Raw genomic sequence first — 17,372 nt, forward strand, 5'->3', positions numbered from 1 at the left:
GGCGATCCCGTGGCCGAACAAGTTCATCGCCATTGCGACGCCAAGTGCCAACAAAGGAACCTGTTATTTAAGCGAGAATTCTCTTATTTTTACTGCAGCAGATTGGCGGGATCCACGCGAGTAATCGCTTGGGATATCAACCACAATGGTATCAAAAAGTTCATTAATAAAACTTTTCTTTTCAAAGTCGTTTGCAGTGCTCCAAAGGCCTGGAAGGGAGTTTAGAAGGTCAATAATGGAATCCCTATCGTAAGCAGTTTTCTCAACAGATAATTGGCCCAGCTGCTCTTTTATAAGTGCTTCCCTTTTTGCATCCTCTTGTGTCATTTCAATGTAATCCTCTTGAGAAATTACACCATTACCTAGAGATAACATCCAATTCTTTTTCCTGAGCTTGATTGCTGCAAGTTCCCTTTCCAGGTCCTTGATAAGTTCGGTTTCAGCGACGTTATCCTCGATGTCTAAGTTAAAATTCTTTGCCAGTTGGAAAAAGCGATCCGGATCTTCCGAGCTTACTTCTTGAAAGAATGTATCAGTTAGTGCGGTTTCTGTAAACATGGGAAGGTCACAAGTGCCTTTGTTCTTCTTGTTTATACAGATATAATGCTTGGAACCCCTTGCTTTTTTAAAATATCCGGAGAGCGCGGATCCGCACCTGGCACACCTCAAAACACCTGAAAAATGATAAGGAGAGGTGGCCTTTTTCCCTTCTTTGCTGTTATTGCTCCTAATTGCTTGAGCCCTTTCAAATACTTCTTCGGAAATAATGGCAGGGTGCTGGATTGAATCAGAAATAATTTCATCCATCTTGGAATTCTTACCCCATCGAATTTTTCCACAATAAACGGGATTCTCAATCATTCGGCCAATGGTCCTAATATCCTTGTTGACGTTGAATTGCTGTAAATAAAGGACAATGGACCGAATTCCTTTCCCTGAATTATAAAGCCTGAACATTTCCCTTACGAATCTTGCTTCCGCTTCGTTAATCACCAACTGGCCATCTTTCAAATCATAACCATAAGGGGCCCTGCCGCCGTTACGCTCGCCCAGGGTGGCTTTCTTGGCCATATTGACCACTACCCTTTCAGAGATCGTTTCGCGCTCCCATTGGGCCATAGAAGCAACCAGGAAGATGAAAAAGCGGCCCATTGCTGAAGTAGTATCATATACCTCAGTGACGGACCTTATTTTCACGTTGTATTCTTCGAAAGTTTTCAACAAGTAATCCAAATCGCCTACAGAGCGGACTAAGCGATCAAGCCGATAGAAAACAACGACATCAAATTTCTGAGCTTTTGCATCAGCTATAAGCCGTTGCATGGCTGGCCGATTAAGATTTTTGGCGCTGTATCCATCATCGACATAAGATCCAACCGGTTCCCATCCCTGAGATTGTATGAACTTAAAATTATTCTCTTTCTGGCTATCGATACTATAACCTGTTTTAGCCTGTTCATCCGTAGAAACACGGTCATAATCAACGGCTCGCACGGCATTAATCCTCCTTCAACCTACTTGCAAAGAGTGTATCTAAATACACCTTTATTAACTCCCTATCCTGGGTTGTTACTTCTCTATCCTTATAACTAATTTCCGGCAAGTTAAGGATGTTCGCTAAGTCTAAATAAAAATGCTCTTCGTTATCATCAGGATCCATACTTTCAATTTCTTTTCTTGCCTCAATATAACTTCCTTCGGTGACAAGCAGCTGTCCATCCGTCATTATGGTTCCTTTAGCTATATATCCAGCCTCTAGTAAAAGAAGTGCGTAATGTACTCCCAGATGTTTTGCCAATTTAATTAACACTTCCGATGATGGAAAACTTTTAAGTTTCCCATTCTCTATTTGAGAAATGTAAGGATGAGAAACCCCTGATAATTCAGCAAGCTTCGCTAGTGTTAATCCCTTATCTTTTCTAAGTTTTTTGATATAGGATCCAAAATCATTAATGTCCAAAACCCTTCCCCCTTTCCTCCCTATCATAACTTTTTTTCGTTGAAACAACAACAAACACAAAAAAATATTAACAAATATGTTGACGCGTCAACAATTAGATATTATATTTGATGTATCAACAATTTGTTAAAACATCAACAACGGAGGGGGTATGAAAATTGGAACGCATGACTGTTAAAGAAGCGGCACCTTATATCGGTTCTTCGGAATACAAATTAAGGGAGATGGCCCGCCAAAAGCAGATTCCTCACTACAGAGTAGGCAACCGCATCATGTTTAGGAAAACTTCACTGGACGTATGGATTTCAAAACAGGAAGAAGAAAACCTTCGCGAACAGGCCTAACGAATTGGATATTGGACAATCAGCGGCTCATAAATTGAAGGTAAGGAGGCGATCTAGTTGATTAAGATTCCAGCTGAGAAGTTGGCGGCCGCGGTGGAAAAACATTTACTTCCTGGATTGCTTAGGAGCTTGGCAGCTCAGCAAGCTGAAGAAAAACGCAAACCAGAATTGAAGGCTCAATGAAATTAGAGAAGAGGTGAAAATTTGATGAAAAAGGACCTACTACCTCAAAGAATTGCTTATTTTACCCGGAAATGTGCGGAAAAGGGTGCCGTTCACCCAGCAAGGAAGCAGCCAATAGCATTTAAGTACCGCAATAAGCGCCTGGCATTATACAAGAAACTAATGCACCAACAGATTGAAGCAGCCGGTTATAAATGAAACCCCTCGGGGTTCTTCTTTTTCAGTGGTTTGCAAAAATTGCAGAAACAGGGAGTGAAAAACATTGAATGATATCGAAACAAAAAAGGCAATTGTCGGAGGCCTGCTCGAAATCATGAAAGCGGCTGTCGAAGAAGAAAACCGCCTAATGTTAGTCGGGGTTAAATCAAAATTAGGATTTCTGCAGGATAAAGTTTGGGGATGTATTAAAGCTGTAGTCGGAATGCCAGTTGAGGAAGCTGCAGGAGGCTTTCAAAGCGATTTGTGGTTGAAGGATGCTTTGGACTTCGCTGTAGGGAAGCTTTCGAAAGAAGAAGCTGTAAACCGGATTGTTAACTGGGATAAACGGGTTTGAAAAATTACCATTGCAAAGGATGCTAGGCATGAACAAGAAAGTTGATATCGAATATGAAATTAAAAAGGTAATTGTCGGTCACTTAATGGATTTAATGTGCTATGCATGGAAGGAAAGTCAAAGGTTTTCTGATTTTGGAGTAAACATTCAAGCGTTTGGAGAAATGGAAGATAAATTATGGAAGAGCATTAAGTTTGTTGTTGGAATGCCGGAAATAGAAGAGCTTGGCGTTTGGGTTAGTGATTACTGGCTTGAAGTTTTTGCGGAGTATGTGAATGCGGAAATCCCAAAAGACAAAGCAATGCAAACAATAATCAATTGGCGTAACCAGGATTTCGACAATACAAAGTAGGTGAGGTGAATGAGCAATCCGAAAATTCCAGGCGGTTACATTATAGTTTCACGAAAGATTGTAGAAAGCGAGATATGGGGGAAACCGCCACTTTACCTAAAGGTATGGATATACCTTTTGACCCTTGCTCAGCATGCTAATTATAAAAATCTTAAGCGGGGGCAGCTGATAACTTCAGTCCCAGACATTGTAGAAGCATGCAAATGGAAAGTTGGCTATAGGACCGAACGACCAACCGAAAAAGAAGTTCGGGGAGTAATTAACTGGTTACGAAAGCTCGGCGAAGGGGAGCATGAAGGTCCAACGAAGGGAACCATGATAAGCACTACGAAGGTCACTCACGGATTCCTTATAAACATTGATAACTACAGCTTTTATCAAGACCCTAAAAACTACGAAGGTCACTCTGAAGGTAATAGCGAAGGCTTTACGAAGGACGAACGAAAGGAGGAGCAAGGTCACAATATAAACAAGAATGTAAAGAATGAGAAGAATGAAAAGAAAAAAGACTATTCTCTGCAAATTGCTAATTTGCGACAAAGGTATTCTTCAGAACAATTAAAAGCCATTGATGATTACTTTGAAATGCTAAGGCATACAAGAACAAGCGGAAAAGTTTCTGAAACAATTATTCTCAAGGCTTACCAGGATTGGGATAAGTTCCCGACTGTATGCGTTGAATATGGGGTTAGGACCCATACAATAAATCCTGCTTACCACAGTAGAAAAGAAAATTACACATTAGGGATTATAAGAAATACTTCAGCAGATGAAGCTGCAGCAAGGCTTTCTCAGGGGAATAAAAACTCTTCAGCTCCTATGGTGAAAAAGGATTCGAGAGATTGGGAAATTGCTTTTAATCAATGGGTGAATGAAGGGCACGATCCGAGTACCGAAGAGTTTCCATGGGACTGGTATAAAGGTAGGTTGGACAATTAGCCTTTAGGGGTTGGAGTTATGAGGAACAGCAAAAAATTAAAGAAAAAATTCCCGTTTCACCAATCGACTGACGAAGAAATAGAACAATACCTCAAAACAGCAAAACTCATGATTAATCAATACGTAAGAGAACGGGATTTCGATATTCATATTGTGGCGATGGGCATCACGTTAGTACAGCTGGAGGAAGAAGCGGAAATCAGAAAGGTAAAACACTAATTTAATAGGGGGATTCTTAAAATGAATCAAAACAAAATAGTCGGCCAGGTTGGACAAGACATCAACGTGCTTCGGGAACTGAGCTCTTTAAAAGCAAACCTTTTGACACTTGCCAGTGAGTTAATCGACGGTGGGGGCGGAATGACTAATCGCCAGATAGCTTATGACCTGCTAATGCAAATCGACCAGCTTGGTGATATAGAAAGACGGCAGATGGTTGGATCCAGGGGAAAGAGCTTCCGCCAGCTGTCCAACCTTTGTGAACAGGAAGAGGCTCTGGAAGAAACAAAAATGGCCGGCTCCACCCTGTGAGAAGTGAACCGACCCTTATATATCCACCCACATTATAGCATACGAGGGGTGGCTGTGTGAGTCTATTAAAATCTTTAACCACTGCTGAAAAGAAAAAAATTCAAAAGGCGGTAGAAAAAGAATTAGAGCGCTACAGGATATATTCAACAACCGCCTTTTTCAAAAGAGAAGCTAACCTAACCACATCCTATGTGCCACGTTATCATGGTTCCACAAACCAAACTGGGGACAGTACTGCAGCGGCTGCCATACATAATGCTGATGCAGAACGCAAAAGAATTGAGCACTGCCAACGGATTGATGAAGCTGTCAACCGGCTCCCAGAAATGGAAAGAAAGTTGATACAGGAGCGGTACATGGATAAAGACAGCGATTATATGACTGATTTGAAATACTACAGCTTTGTTATGGATCCACCTGTAAGCCAGTCGAAATTTAACTGCATACGGCAAAGCGCAATGATAAAGCTGGCTTTAATGCTCGGAATAGATGCAGGGGTGGATATATCCAGATTGCTTTAGATAAGGATCCAAAAGGGAGTGTACAAATATGTTTTGGAGATTAGTAGTAAGTGAGTTTTTATAAATTTCCAAGCGTTTGGAATTTTAAAGAAAGGGGGCGCGGACCTCCAAACAAGTGGGCGGTTCGGATGAAAATGGAAATTAAAAACGTATATGTTGCAGGCTTGATAGGCAAGAGACTGCAGGAGTTAGAAACATTGCAAAGTCGTTGCCATACTTTTATCGATATCCTGCAGAAGGATCTGGATGTAGTTAAACAAAACCTCAAAGAGTATCAGGCAGAACAGAAAGAGCTTGATGGCTTCTTAAAGAAGGAGAGGCGATAGAAGTGTGAGGAAGGAAATCTATGATGAATCCAGGTTAATAGAGCTTTGCGGCACTGTCAAAAGATTCATTAGCAAGAGCTATACGAAGATTATGTTTACTTTCGAGGACGAGATACACGGGGAATTAATCCTTGTCGCTCATTATGATTCGATTCTCTATTACAACTTAAAAAGAAAAGGAAAGTATCGGCTCTTTGTAGCATTGAAAGGCCATGTAAACCATAAAGAAAGCGGACAGATCTTCACCAACAACGCTTTGGTGGTGAGGAAAGTTGTACAACCCCCCCGGTAAAAAACTTTGCCCTTTTTTCTTTTTGCCGGGCACCGGGGGTGGGGTCTACTGTCCAAATTTTTTCTCAAAAAAACCCTCGTATTAGGGGGGTAGCAAAAAAAGAGGGGGGGGTAAGCGCCATCCCCTACACAAAAAAGGAGATGAAAAAATGAAATTAGATTTGCCAAGAACCAGAGAAATCTGGAGAAAATTCCAAGAGGCAACGAACACAGTTAATTTACACAGTAAACGGCAACAAATCATCAATCAGATGGTAGACGTAAACACGCAGCTAAATTTGGCGAAGACAATGGAGGAATATGATTCTTTGTCAGAAGATATGCAAGCACTAAAAAGGCAACTTACTGAGGTGGATATTCAAATTCGTGTTAAGCCGGTCCAGGAAAGAAGTGTACGAAACAATGAACTAAAGCAATTACCAAACGTGTACAACGAAGAATTCCAGCCATACTACGACAGTTATGTAAAGCTAGATAAGCAACTAAAAAAGCAGCTTGAAAAATTCGTTGAAGATACCGCACCAATCATAAACGAAATGCTTGCAATAGAAAATCTGGAAAGTTCGTTTCACAGTTTAAAAACAAATATTACAGACAGAGACGATTTTAGATCCCTTCTTCGATTACCGATTAATACTACATCATTTATTAGCACCAATCATTGGGAAGGAATCGATTATGGTATGGCTACCGGAGTAGCAAGGTTCATTCACCGAATCAAAAAGTTTCTGGGGCAGGTGAAGTAGATAATGGCAGCAGTAAAAATCAATGTAAAAGGTGCAATCATTGTCAATGATTACAAAGAAGTCTATGACTTTTATGAAATGGAATCAACTTGCCCAAATGATATTTTAGCAGCATTACCCGAAGATAATGGGCCAATTGAATTGACTATAAATAGCGGTGGTGGCCACCTCAATGCTGGAAGTGAAATTTACTATATTCTTAAAGATTATAAAGGCCAGGTTAATGTAAAGATAATCGCTTTAGCGGCAAGTGCGGCTTCTCTAATTGCAATGGCGGGCGATCACGTTGCCATCTCCCCGACTGCCCAAATTATGATTCATAACGTAAGCAGTATTGCCCATGGGGATTACAACGAGATGATTCACGCAGCCGGGGTTTTAAAAGAAATGAACCGAAGCATTGCAAACGCCTATATTTTAAAAACGGGTAAACCAGAAGCTGAGATTCTGGACCTAATGAACAAAGAGACATGGTTATCAGCAAAAAGTGCTATGCAGTATGGTTTTGTAGATGAAATTTTGGGGGTTTCGGCTGAAAACCTTTCAGAGTTCCTGGTGGCAAGCTCTCACACAGCGAATCTCCTTCCGGTCAGTGTAATTGAAAAATACCGCGAAATGAAAAATTCTTCTAATCCTGCGAAACCAACGCCGGCAAAGAAGAACACTGTCCATAATAATTTTGTAAGAACAATGCTTAGTTGGAACCCGGGGAGGAATAAATAATGTCAATTGAAGTCGCGATTAACGAATTAACCCAAGAATCACAGGAGATCAATCGGAAACTGGAAACCCTTAAGTTTCTTAAAGAAAACAGGTTCGAATCTTTGCTAAGCGAAACTGATGAGCTTGAATTAACAACAAATCGCTTAATAGAGAAGATAGACGAAGTTATCCAAAAGCAGATTGATAAAAATCCAAAAGAAATGGATGAAAGGCTAAGGCAGGTATGGTTTGCGAGCACAAATTCTAAACTGATCATAATCAAAAAAAAGATTGACGACTTGATTTCAGAAATCAGCAAGTTGTAGGAGGATTTTCCTAATGAAATCCCCACTTGATGAAGCCAAGGAATCAAAGGAACTCCAAGCCGTTCACTGTATGAAATGCGGAAAAATGCTTGGGAAAATTGAAGGTAAGGCTGAAATTAAATGCACTCGTTGCAAAACAATCAATGCCTACCACACAAAAATAGACGCTTAGACGTACCCAGAGGCTCCCGAAGTCCACCCACTAAAAAAGAGTGGGGGGGCTTTTTTTGTTCCTTCACTCCTGGGAAGGAAGCTGAACATGGAAGAAATAGGCGCGTTAAAAGTTAGTTTATCCTTGGAAAGTGCAGATTTTACCCGCTCCATGGCATCGATTGACCGGAACCTCAAAACACTTGGCGGCGAGCTGGCCACGATCAGAAACAAAGGAAAAGAGTGGGGAGAATCAATCCAAGGGCTGACCACAAAGCAAGATGCTCTTGGCCGTACACTAAACGCTCAGAAGATTAAGGTGGATCAGCTAAGTGATGCATATGAACGGTCTAAACGGGAAAAGGGTGCCGATGCAAAAGAAACCGAGCAGCTTGCTGTCAAACTGAATAAAGCCGTAGCGGAGTATACCAGGACAGAAACAGAACTTAATCAGGTTAATACCGCGCTGCAGAAGCAACAAAACGAACTCAAGCAAAGTAAGACCCACTGGGAACGAATGTCTGACTCTATGAAAGAGGCCGGGCAACGGCTTCAGGATGTCGGTGGCCGGATGCAAGCAGCTGGTCAGGAAATCGCCATGAATTTTGGGGCTGCCGCCGCTGCCATTGGCGCAGGCTTGGGGGTTGCAACCAAAAAGGCCATGGATTTTGAGTCGCAAATGTCCTCGGTTAAGTCGGTTATGTCCCCTGATGAAGCCAGGAAGTATGGTGCCGAACTTGAAAAACTGGCCATCGTAATGGGAGCTGATACAAAATATTCAGCATTGGAAGCGGCTCAGGGAATCGAGGAGCTTGTAAAAGCCGGGGTATCGATAACCGATGTACTAAAAGGCGGTCTTGAAGGTGCGCTGAATCTGGCAACCGCCGGAGAACTCCAATTAGCAGATGCCGCGGAAATCGCATCCACAGCCCTAAACGCATTTAAAGCGGATTCCATATCAGTCAGTAAAGCTGCCGATATTCTTGCGGGTGCGGCAAATGCCTCCGCAACATCAGTCAGCGAAATGAAGTTTAGTTTATCAGCAGTATCCGCGGTAGCAAGCGGGGTCGGTCTTAGCTTTAAGGATACGTCAACAGCACTTGCTGTAATGGCGCAGAATGGGCTTAAAGGGTCGGATGCAGGTACCTCCCTAAAAACCATGCTACTTCGCTTATCTCCTACAACCAAGTCGGCATATGAGGCTTTTGACCAACTCGGTTTGGCCACTTACAATAATGCGGCCGGTTATAAATATTTGATTGATAAGGGAATAAAGCCGGCAAGCCGTCATGTGGAGGATATTACAAAAGGACTTGAGGAACTAACTAAACAGGAGTTAGGATCCCAGGCAAGCAAAGCACAACTGAAAAAACGGTATGAGGAAAACTTGAAGGCATCCGGCCTTATGTCTAGTGCGTTTTATAACGAAAAAGGCGAACTGAAATCGATGGCAGACATTGCGGGCATTTTGCAGGATGCCATGAAAGATTTGAACAATGAGCAACGGCAAGTATACCTTAATGCCATGTTCGGAACGGATGCAATCCGTGCTGGAAACATCCTCTTTAAGGAGGGCGCGAAAGGTATTAATGATATGGCCGATGCAATGGACAAAATCAAAGCTGCAGATGTCGCGGCAGAGAAGTTGAATAACCTAAAAGGTAAGATGGAAGAACTCTCAGGAGCATTTGAAACGGGATTAATCAGCCTGGGAGATGCACTTCTTCCTGTCATTTCAAAGGCTGTTGAAGGTTTGCAATGGTTAGCTGATGGTTTTAACGAACTATCACCTGGAATGAAGCAGTTTATCGCCATTGGCGGGTTAATTACCACAGCGGTATTAGGGATGGTAGCGGCTTTCGGAGGATTCTTCGCTATTTTGGGTAGCGGTATATCTGGACTAGGAGCACTCGTCGGATTGCTTGGATCAGGTGCGGGATTAGCCGGGGCAGCCGGGGCGGCCGCGGGAGGCACTGGATTACTAGCTGGTGCGATTACTTTGTTAACTGGTCCCGTCGGGATAGCTGCTGCGGCGATAGCTGGCCTAACCATTGCAGGCGTAGCTTTATATAAGCATTTGAGCAAAGACTCAATTCCGGAAGTAGACCGGTTTGGAAATAAGGTTTCGGAAAGCACGAAAAAAGCATTGGATAGTTATTTTACATTGTCTGATGAAGCTACCAAAAGCCTTATGGAACTTTCGTTTAGCCAGCAGGTTGTAACCAAAGAAATGAAGGACAAACTGGTCGGAATTTACAAGGAAATGAATGGTCAAATCCTCGCTAAAATGGATGAACGCCATACTCAGCAGTTGGAACAGTTAAGGAAATTTTTCCAAGAATCTAATGCTTTGACAGTTACAGAAGAACAAAAAATCATTAATGAACAACTCAAGAAGCATGAGGAATCCATTAAGAAACAAAAAGAAAAAGAGGCTCAAATACTTGCTATCCTTGAAAAAGCAGTTAAAGAAAAAAGACAGATTACGGAAAGTGAAGGACTGCAAATCGCTGACATTAATCGTCGAATGAATGAGGACGCGATAAAATATCTCTCTAAAAACGAACTGGAATCCAAAGCAATACTGGAACGAATGAAATCAACAGCGGGTGATTTAACCGCACGACAAGCAGCGGAGGTTGTACAGTCATCCTATAAGCAAAAAGAAGAGGCGGTAAAAGCGGCTAACGAGATGGCTGATGAGAAAATAAAAGCTTGGATCAGACTCAGGGATGAAACTGGAGAAATTAATGCGGAACAATTCGAAAGGCTCAAAGCCGAATCAATTAAACAGCGAGATGAAGTGGTTTCCAAGGCCAAAGATATGCACCAAAAAGTTGTAGCAGCGGCAAAAGCCCAGGCGACAGAGCATGTCAATGAGGTCGACTGGGAAACCGGTCAGGTCCGTTCGAAGTTCGGGAAAATGCTCGAGGATATTAAAACCCAGCCATGGCACGAAACAGGTAAGGATATCATGGGTGGATTAATCTCCGGAATCCAAGTTATGATGAACCCGTTATCTGCGATCCTTAAAGGGGTTGCCAAAATGATTCCTGACACATTAAAAGACAAGCTAGATATCAATTCACCTTCTAAGGTACTTGCGGATCAGGTAGGTAAATGGATTCCTTTAGGAGTAGCGGAAGGTATCACCAAAAACTTAGCAGCTGTAAATATGGCAGCGATTAGAATGACAAGTGCCGCCGTTCCGTCGATGGGTCCAAACGGACCACTAGGAAACTCATATTCAACAGCAAGTAATACCTACCATATCGGTAACATCACTATCACTTCGGATGATATGATGAAAGCAGGACAAGTCGTTCGATTCTTTGAACTTTTACCACAGGCAATTAAAGCGAGGTAATAACATGTATCACCCGGTAGTACTTGGTGGTTTGGAATGGCTTTACAATGTGTACGAAAATCCCTCTGAATCTACTAACTTTCTCACTCCAGAAGGACGGTGGCTTTGGGAAAAGGAACAAGCGCAGATCCTGCAGCTCGTTAAAGGCGTGTTGGGAGAGGATTTAAAGACAGTGGGATTTTCCGGGAACCCTGAGTTTCCTCAAAAAAATCAAGCTATTGTTAAGGTGACAGCAACAGCGCAACTTGGGATAGAAGTGGGAACAGTTGAAACAAGAGGGCTTAAAATCCCACTTATTAACCGGAAAAATCATTGGTATGTAGACCTTCCAACCTTTGTGAAGTGGTACTTGGATAAAGAATGAAGAGAGGCTCCGGGAGTTATTCCGGAGCCGTTTATTATAAGCTTTTTAGTTTTAGGACAATCGGTTTTTCAGAGGGCAACCACCACCGGCGGGAATATTTTCTTTTCAGCCGGCTGCTAGGGTTCGGGCTTTGAGGGAAGAATTACAGGAGGCAAAAGAAGCGGGGCAACAAAAAAAAGCCCAGGAAGGGCTTCATGAGATGGTTCAGCGTTGAATAACAGGCATCCAAAAGGGTGCTTTTTATTCTTCCTTGGCAATCATTAAGCGACGACGATTAAGAAAGGGAAACCCAAATTCTTTACAGCTTTCAACTAAGTCTTCTAAGACTTTTATAATTTCTTTTTCCTCTTCTTCTGATAGGAGATAGTAATAACCAGGGTTAACTACAGCGTCTATATAAGAATACTCCTCGCCGGCCCACTTTAGCTGGATAGTAATTAAATCTTGACTCATTCTCATTCCACCTCCTTTTATATAATTCTAGCAAGCTAAAAGGGGCCATCGTTAGCAAAGGCGATAAGTTTTTTAAGATAGTCCTTTTTACACGAAACACTATACTAATTAGCAACGGTTAATGTTTGCTGATTGCAAACCGTTTGTAAGACAGGCATAATCCCTTGGCACATCAAGCTTTTCAACCAGTTACAAAGGATTCTTCCGTGAATTATTCTTCGGATTAAAATAATCCTCCTTGTAATCCATCAAATAATCTTTAAATCAGCCTGATTTAAGTTTCAAGGAACCGGTTGATTTTATTTCGGTTTGGGGTTCGTAAAGACTCACCAGCTGGCCGATATTTTGGATTTGAATGAACTTGACCACCGAACTATCTATTTTGTATCTGGAGTCCGTCACCAGGATAACAGGCGGGAACACTTTTCTCTCCGTAGGCTGCCAAGGCTCCTTTTGCCATTCCCCGCTTTGAAAATACGCTTCATACCGGTTCACCTTATCACCCATAACTCTTTCAGAATAGACTGATCGCTGTATCTCCACAAAAAACGGCGCCCGCTTCCAAATCATGAAGACGTCGGGCTCCATAAACCCTTTTCCGTATTTAGGTTCAACCAGGAAGGCTTTTGGAGGCTCATACTTGAGCAAATCCTTATAAACCTCCACAATCTTTAAAAAATGCGGGATTTTGGCGGAATCCTTCTTGACTCCTGGCGGGGAAGGGAAGTAAATATAGGGCTGCCGGTCTTTGTTCACCTCGATATGCCCATCCCTTCGCAACCTTTTCAGAACCGTATTGCAGCTTGTTATAGGCTGTTTTAAGCCATTGAAATGCAAGTCTATTATGTCATCCCTCGTAAGGCATCGAAACCGCTCCAAATCCCGGACAATGGCCATATCTCTTTTCCTCATATGTCCAACACCCCAAACACGTTTTCTTCCACTTCTTTCAGGTCAATCACAGAAGCTTCGGGTTGCCCTGTATTCGTTTCTTTTGGCTTTGGGCACCTGTACCCCTTCAATAGCTCCTTCGCTTCGCCTGTGCCCAAATATGGAGCCTGCACCTCTTTTAATTCGGTAAATGCTGGAATCTTTAGGAGCATGCGCCCAGATTCCTTCAACTTTTCGCTACCTGGAGTTCCTATGATTCTCGAATTAATCAAATCGGCACATTTAAAGCCCATCCGAACGGTAAGATTGTTCTTCAGCTTCCCATCCAACACGTTCCGATCGGGCCGCTGCATGGAGAGGATAAGGAAAACGCCCAGGGCGCGCCCTATTGCGCTAATCTCTTCGACAAGGGCCATGATCTTCTTCTCTGTCTGTAGCAGGGCCACCTCATCGATGCAAAGGACGATGTAAGGCAGCTGTTCCTCCAAATCGTCTATATGGGAAACCTCCCTGGAATCCAGGATGTCGCCTCTGCGCCTCATTTCCCTCTGAAGATAGTTCAAAACAGGCTCCATAGATGTAGGGGTGACGAATACCCCTCGCACATGTTCCACGTTCCTAAACAGATGGAATTCAGAGCGTTTTAAGTCACAAAGGTATAGTTCCAGCCTGGAAGGTGGCAAAGCCCGGATAAGGGTACTTAGGACGCTTCTCAGCTGTGTTGATTTCCCAGAACCTGTTTCGCCGGCAATAAGGATATGCGGGTTCTTCACAAGGTCGAAAGCAATCCAATTACCGCTCAAATCCATGCCCGCGATAATCGGCAATGCCAAGCCCTTAATAAGAGGTTCATAGGTTTCGAAATTGTAAGTGAGTTCCGAGGGGAGGGACGATGAAAAGACCTTTAGCAAAAAGGTTTTGACATCGCCTTCGAGTGATACGGAAGTTCCGAAAACCTGCTGGAATGCAAAGAAATTCTTGTTTAATAGTTTTGGATCTAGGCCCCCCGGGAGTGTAAAAACATACTCCGTCGAATGCGCCTCCGAGCGGATTGAACGGATTTTAGGGAAAATTTTTCGGTCGTCAGCTACGGTCTTATAAATGCCGGCATACCGGAACGCTTTAATGAGGTTGTGTCGCGCCTTCATGTTCGCCCAAAAGCTCATGGCAGCCACCTCAGCATAGGATTGAATTCAAGAAAATAAATACCCGCGGCAAAACCCGCCAAAGGGAGGACCAATTTTACAAACGTTCCAAGCCAATGATACCCCAAAGAATCCGCAAGTGAATCTGTTAAAGCTGTAACCATGATCCCGCCAGCTGCAATCAACAAAGGTGCCTCAAACAACATCAATATTCCTCCTCGGTTTTATATTACCAAGCGCTTGGAGATTGTCTGAACTTTTCGGACATCTAATTTTCAGAAAAATTGCAGACCCCCTCACACTCCCCCTTCAGGCCTTCCGGCTTCGCCTCCCTCTAAACACTTTTTCAATTGTTTTTCTTAACCGCTTCCAGGTGGCAATTACCTTGGTAAAGTTACTTTGGTAAATAACTTGATTAAAAACAAGAAAGCTTTTTACCAGGTACCTTGATAGATACTATTCAGCATAGATTGTCCATGTTTCACGTTTTTTGGATGTTTAGAAAATTAAATCCTTGGCCAAGCTGTTACCAATTTCAAAGAGGGGAAAGTGGTGACTTAGATGGATTGGTCATTTTTAGGGAAGAAGCGTTCAAAATTCGGGAGATTCCTGGATAAAAACGAACTTACTCAACAGGAAGTTGTAAAGAGAAGTGGGGTAAGCCGGGGGACGATCAGCCGGCTATGCCAGCCGGAAAGTGAAGATGGCCCAACAATGAAGAATGCATCAAAGATAATTCGTGCACTTAGGGATCTCACTGGTAAGGATGTGCATTTTGAGGATTTTTGGAGGATGTAATGTATAGAGAGAAAGAAAATTCGGAGAGGATTATTGAGATAACCGGCAGACACGGGAAAATAAATCTGGTAGTGCCCAATAGGCAACCAACAAAAGGACAACTAAACCAGTTGTACAGAGCGATTGCACAATCAATTTTAAACTCACATAAGAAAAAGTAAAGTATAGGGGACTTGGGACAGTGGTTTATTATCGAAAAAACGAACAATAATTCGAATAAGTGAAGCGACCTTTTATTAATGATGGATAAGGCTGGCGTTCTTGGCCAGGATAGAAAGCGAGAAAAGTAAAGGATAAGTCCAAAAGCATAAGAAGGAATTTGTAATAATTTGGCGAATTTAACCAATAAAACCGACTTAAAAGGGGAATTGGAATGAGAAGCCGAACTTTTTTTGCTGCCAAAATTAATATTCACGGAAATATATTTAGTCAAGATCTGGATGAATTAATCTTTGTACATATCCCTAGGGTGATACTTGAATCTGAATCAAAGAGAATACATTCCTGGAACTGGTCTTTTACCGATATAGAAAGCATAAATGTGGAAAATAGAAACCTCATTACTGGCAACTTAACAAAATCTAAACATGCAAATCAAAATGTGAAAGTTGGAAAGAAAACGGTAAAGAAAAAGTCAGAAGATGAATTAGCTCACACAGCTTTTTTTGTTTATGATATTTCTAATGAAATATTAGTACATGAAAGCACTGGAGCGATAAGCCAATTTGACTTTAGAAGAGTTTTTACTGATCTCCTTAGCCGGGATCCACTGGTAGGGGAAGTTAAAATACTCCCAATCCCAGAACCTCATAAGCTAAGGCAGGAATTGTTATCCATAGAAAAAATAACGACAGTAACATTTCATTTAATTCACCCTAATCCCGGGAAAAGGGAATTTGATCTCTATCAAAGTCTAATCCATGATTATGGTTTGAAAGAACTGGACATTTCAATGTCGAATAAAGAAGGATTCCCAGTTGTTGAGGATAAAGATAAAGACGGGGAAGCAGATTTTAAACCAGCAATTGAAAGTGGTATATCATTGGTTGAATCAGGTTATGGTGATGTGGAATTTGCTGGGTTTGATGAAGTTGTCGTTCAAGGGAAAAAGAAAAAACGGATTACAAGAAAAAAGAAGAGATTTTCTTCTCGACGCTCGGTTAGAAATATGAAAACTGAAGAAACTGATAAACCTAAGTTGCTGAGCAAGATAGCTTCTTTTATTATGAGTGTAAAAGATAAAAAGGACGTAGGTGAAAAATATTGAATGAAAAAGAAGAATATAAATTAACCTACGAAGAAACCACTTTTTGGGGATTATTTAAAATTACTGGCTTTAATGAGTTTAAAAATTGGTCCCTTCCATTGGCTGTTATTTTCACATTATGGATTTGTGGATTTATATTTAAAACCGGCAGATTTTCAGAAGGAGCCATTCAAGTATCAAAGGACATTGCTGGCGCTTTATTAGGCGCCTCAGGCGGGATATTTGGCATTGTAATTGCAGCCCTAACAGTAACCATCGCTCTTTTTCATCAAGCGCTTTTACCTGGTATGTTAAGATCGAAATTATTGCATTCTTACCTATTTCCATTTTGGAAGGCTGTTGGTCTGTGGGCTGTAAATATTTTTGTATGCCTGTTATTGATAATATTTAATTCAATAAAAATTAATTGTTACATACCGGCTTTAATAATATTTGAAATCTTCATCTTTTTATACTCCACTTTCTACACTGTGAAATTAAGCGGTCTGGTCATTCAATTGGCATTACAAAGAGCTCAAATTAAAGAATAACGGCCCCTTTATTAAAAAAAGGGGCTTTTTTTTGTTGATACATAAGCAGTATCTTTTGTTGACATTCGCCACGCCAAGCGCTGGAAGTCCGGCCCTTAGAGCAACAGGTAAAAGTACGGCACCAAGAAGCGCTACTGCCGGAGATGGCCAGAAAAACCAGGAAATGACCATCATCAGGATACCAATTGTCCAGTAGGCAAGTGTGGAGTTCCGAATCAGCTTTGTGAATGGGGATATCATGACATCGTTGATTCCTGTAGCAGTCAATGTTTTGCTCATCGCGACAATGATGGAGATAACGAGGATCGTCGACAGCAGCTCCGTGATGGCGTAAATAAAGCTGTTAAAAATACTGCTGATCGAGCCGCTCAAGGAACCAGTCGCAGTAATGGCAATCAGAAAGATGCCTGTAATGCATACAAGCGTTGTATCCCTCCTCATGACCATGAAACCGATAATAAGGCCGATAAAAACAACATAGATCCAGTGAAGAGCCGTAAGCTCCGCAACCATGGAAAAATCCTCCCTTCATTCATCGGAAAATGGGCCAATCCAACCGCCCATGCCCGATGTATTACAAGATATGAAAAAGGGAGGAAGGGGTGCGAGGAAAAAAAGGAGATGAAAACCCGA

At 42.0% G+C, this 17,372-nt stretch carries 25 protein-coding genes and 1 pseudogene; 19 read left to right on the plus strand and 7 right to left on the minus strand.

Features of this window, described 5'->3' with window-relative positions:
- Positions 1-63: 63 nt before the first annotated feature.
- Positions 64-1,494, minus strand: coding sequence for a recombinase family protein (locus DRW41_RS17145; RefSeq protein WP_115453251.1), 1,431 nt, complete (start codon positions 1,492-1,494; stop codon positions 64-66).
- A 4-nt stretch (positions 1,495-1,498) separates the two neighbouring features.
- Entirely contained in the window at positions 1,499-1,960 is a 462-nt protein-coding gene (locus tag DRW41_RS17150) for a helix-turn-helix domain-containing protein (protein WP_181884622.1), read from the minus strand.
- A gap of 167 nt (positions 1,961-2,127) precedes the next feature.
- Between DRW41_RS17150 and DRW41_RS17155 the strand changes: the two genes are divergently transcribed.
- From DRW41_RS17155 to DRW41_RS17225, 16 genes are all read left to right on the plus strand, one after another.
- On the plus strand, positions 2,128-2,304 hold the full coding sequence (locus tag DRW41_RS17155) for a helix-turn-helix domain-containing protein (protein ID WP_245959485.1): 177 nt from the start codon (positions 2,128-2,130) through the stop codon (positions 2,302-2,304).
- 57 nt (positions 2,305-2,361) lie between these two features.
- Positions 2,362-2,487, plus strand: coding sequence for a hypothetical protein (locus DRW41_RS23675; protein ID WP_281272330.1), 126 nt, complete (start codon positions 2,362-2,364; stop codon positions 2,485-2,487).
- Positions 2,488-2,749: 262 nt separating this feature from the next.
- A complete protein-coding gene (locus tag DRW41_RS17160) occupies positions 2,750-3,040 on the plus strand; it encodes a hypothetical protein (RefSeq protein WP_115453254.1) in 291 nt (96 codons plus the stop codon).
- Between the two features lie 28 nt (positions 3,041-3,068).
- Entirely contained in the window at positions 3,069-3,392 is a 324-nt protein-coding gene (locus DRW41_RS17165) for a hypothetical protein (protein WP_115453255.1), read from the plus strand.
- Between the two features lie 9 nt (positions 3,393-3,401).
- The gene (locus tag DRW41_RS17170; protein ID WP_115453256.1) at positions 3,402-4,331 is read left to right on the plus strand and encodes a hypothetical protein; all 930 of its coding nucleotides are present in this window, start codon (positions 3,402-3,404) and stop codon (positions 4,329-4,331) included.
- A gap of 18 nt (positions 4,332-4,349) precedes the next feature.
- Entirely contained in the window at positions 4,350-4,550 is a 201-nt protein-coding gene (locus tag DRW41_RS17175; protein ID WP_115453257.1) for a hypothetical protein, read from the plus strand.
- 21 nt (positions 4,551-4,571) lie between these two features.
- Positions 4,572-4,862 (plus strand): hypothetical protein, encoded by a 291-nt coding sequence (locus tag DRW41_RS17180; protein ID WP_115453258.1) that lies wholly within the window; start codon positions 4,572-4,574, stop codon positions 4,860-4,862.
- Positions 4,863-4,918: 56 nt separating this feature from the next.
- The gene (locus tag DRW41_RS17185) at positions 4,919-5,383 is read left to right on the plus strand and encodes an ArpU family phage packaging/lysis transcriptional regulator (RefSeq protein ID WP_115453259.1); all 465 of its coding nucleotides are present in this window, start codon (positions 4,919-4,921) and stop codon (positions 5,381-5,383) included.
- 50 nt (positions 5,384-5,433) lie between these two features.
- Positions 5,434-5,709, plus strand: coding sequence for a hypothetical protein (locus tag DRW41_RS17190; RefSeq protein ID WP_115453260.1), 276 nt, complete (start codon positions 5,434-5,436; stop codon positions 5,707-5,709).
- A 4-nt stretch (positions 5,710-5,713) separates the two neighbouring features.
- Positions 5,714-6,001 (plus strand): hypothetical protein, encoded by a 288-nt coding sequence (locus tag DRW41_RS17195; protein ID WP_115453261.1) that lies wholly within the window; start codon positions 5,714-5,716, stop codon positions 5,999-6,001.
- A gap of 148 nt (positions 6,002-6,149) precedes the next feature.
- The gene (locus DRW41_RS17200; protein WP_115453262.1) at positions 6,150-6,746 is read left to right on the plus strand and encodes a hypothetical protein; all 597 of its coding nucleotides are present in this window, start codon (positions 6,150-6,152) and stop codon (positions 6,744-6,746) included.
- Positions 6,747-6,749: 3 nt separating this feature from the next.
- The gene (locus DRW41_RS17205; RefSeq protein WP_115453263.1) at positions 6,750-7,469 is read left to right on the plus strand and encodes a head maturation protease, ClpP-related; all 720 of its coding nucleotides are present in this window, start codon (positions 6,750-6,752) and stop codon (positions 7,467-7,469) included.
- Entirely contained in the window at positions 7,469-7,774 is a 306-nt protein-coding gene (locus DRW41_RS17210; protein ID WP_115453264.1) for a hypothetical protein, read from the plus strand. The genes DRW41_RS17205 and DRW41_RS17210 overlap by 1 nt, the downstream gene beginning before the upstream one ends.
- 13 nt (positions 7,775-7,787) lie before the next feature.
- Entirely contained in the window at positions 7,788-7,946 is a 159-nt protein-coding gene (locus DRW41_RS17215; RefSeq protein WP_115453265.1) for a zinc finger domain-containing protein, read from the plus strand.
- 87 nt (positions 7,947-8,033) lie between these two features.
- Positions 8,034-11,291 carry a phage tail tape measure protein gene (locus DRW41_RS17220; protein WP_115453266.1) on the plus strand — a complete coding sequence of 1,086 codons (3,258 nt, stop codon included), beginning with the start codon at positions 8,034-8,036 and terminating at the stop codon, positions 11,289-11,291.
- Between the two features lie 4 nt (positions 11,292-11,295).
- On the plus strand, positions 11,296-11,655 hold the full coding sequence (locus tag DRW41_RS17225; protein WP_115453267.1) for a hypothetical protein: 360 nt from the start codon (positions 11,296-11,298) through the stop codon (positions 11,653-11,655).
- A 240-nt stretch (positions 11,656-11,895) separates the two neighbouring features.
- On the opposite strand, the gene DRW41_RS17230 is transcribed toward DRW41_RS17225, so the two are convergent.
- From DRW41_RS17230 to DRW41_RS17245, 4 genes are all read right to left on the minus strand, one after another.
- Positions 11,896-12,108, minus strand: a complete 213-nt coding sequence (locus DRW41_RS17230) for a hypothetical protein (RefSeq protein ID WP_115453268.1) — start codon at positions 12,106-12,108, stop codon at positions 11,896-11,898.
- 264 nt (positions 12,109-12,372) lie between these two features.
- Positions 12,373-13,020, minus strand: a complete 648-nt coding sequence (locus DRW41_RS17235; RefSeq protein WP_115453269.1) for a replication-relaxation family protein — start codon at positions 13,018-13,020, stop codon at positions 12,373-12,375.
- A complete protein-coding gene (locus DRW41_RS17240) occupies positions 13,017-14,165 on the minus strand; it encodes an FtsK/SpoIIIE domain-containing protein (RefSeq protein WP_115453270.1) in 1,149 nt (382 codons plus the stop codon). Before DRW41_RS17240 ends, DRW41_RS17235 begins: the two co-directional genes overlap by 4 nt.
- Positions 14,162-14,350 carry a hypothetical protein gene (locus DRW41_RS17245; protein ID WP_115453271.1) on the minus strand — a complete coding sequence of 63 codons (189 nt, stop codon included), beginning with the start codon at positions 14,348-14,350 and terminating at the stop codon, positions 14,162-14,164. Before DRW41_RS17245 ends, DRW41_RS17240 begins: the two co-directional genes overlap by 4 nt.
- A 355-nt stretch (positions 14,351-14,705) precedes the next feature.
- Here DRW41_RS17245 and DRW41_RS17250 point away from each other — a divergent pair, with 355 nt between their 5' ends.
- The 3 genes from DRW41_RS17250 (at position 14,706) to DRW41_RS17260 (ending at position 16,739) form a co-directional block, all read left to right on the plus strand.
- Entirely contained in the window at positions 14,706-14,942 is a 237-nt protein-coding gene (locus DRW41_RS17250) for a helix-turn-helix domain-containing protein (RefSeq protein WP_115453272.1), read from the plus strand.
- Positions 14,943-15,315: 373 nt separating this feature from the next.
- The gene (locus DRW41_RS17255; RefSeq protein WP_115453273.1) at positions 15,316-16,209 is read left to right on the plus strand and encodes a DUF4747 family protein; all 894 of its coding nucleotides are present in this window, start codon (positions 15,316-15,318) and stop codon (positions 16,207-16,209) included.
- Positions 16,206-16,739, plus strand: coding sequence for a hypothetical protein (locus tag DRW41_RS17260; protein ID WP_115453274.1), 534 nt, complete (start codon positions 16,206-16,208; stop codon positions 16,737-16,739). Before DRW41_RS17255 ends, DRW41_RS17260 begins: the two co-directional genes overlap by 4 nt.
- A gap of 66 nt (positions 16,740-16,805) precedes the next feature.
- Here the strand turns inward: DRW41_RS17260 and DRW41_RS17265 are convergent.
- Positions 16,806-17,252: pseudogene (locus tag DRW41_RS17265) on the minus strand (hypothetical protein); the annotation flags it as partial.
- Positions 17,253-17,372: the final 120 nt, after the last annotated feature.

It is taken from the genome of Neobacillus piezotolerans, from assembly GCF_003362805.1.
Taxonomy (GTDB): Bacteria; Bacillota; Bacilli; order Bacillales; family Cytobacillaceae; genus Bacillus_D; species Bacillus_D piezotolerans.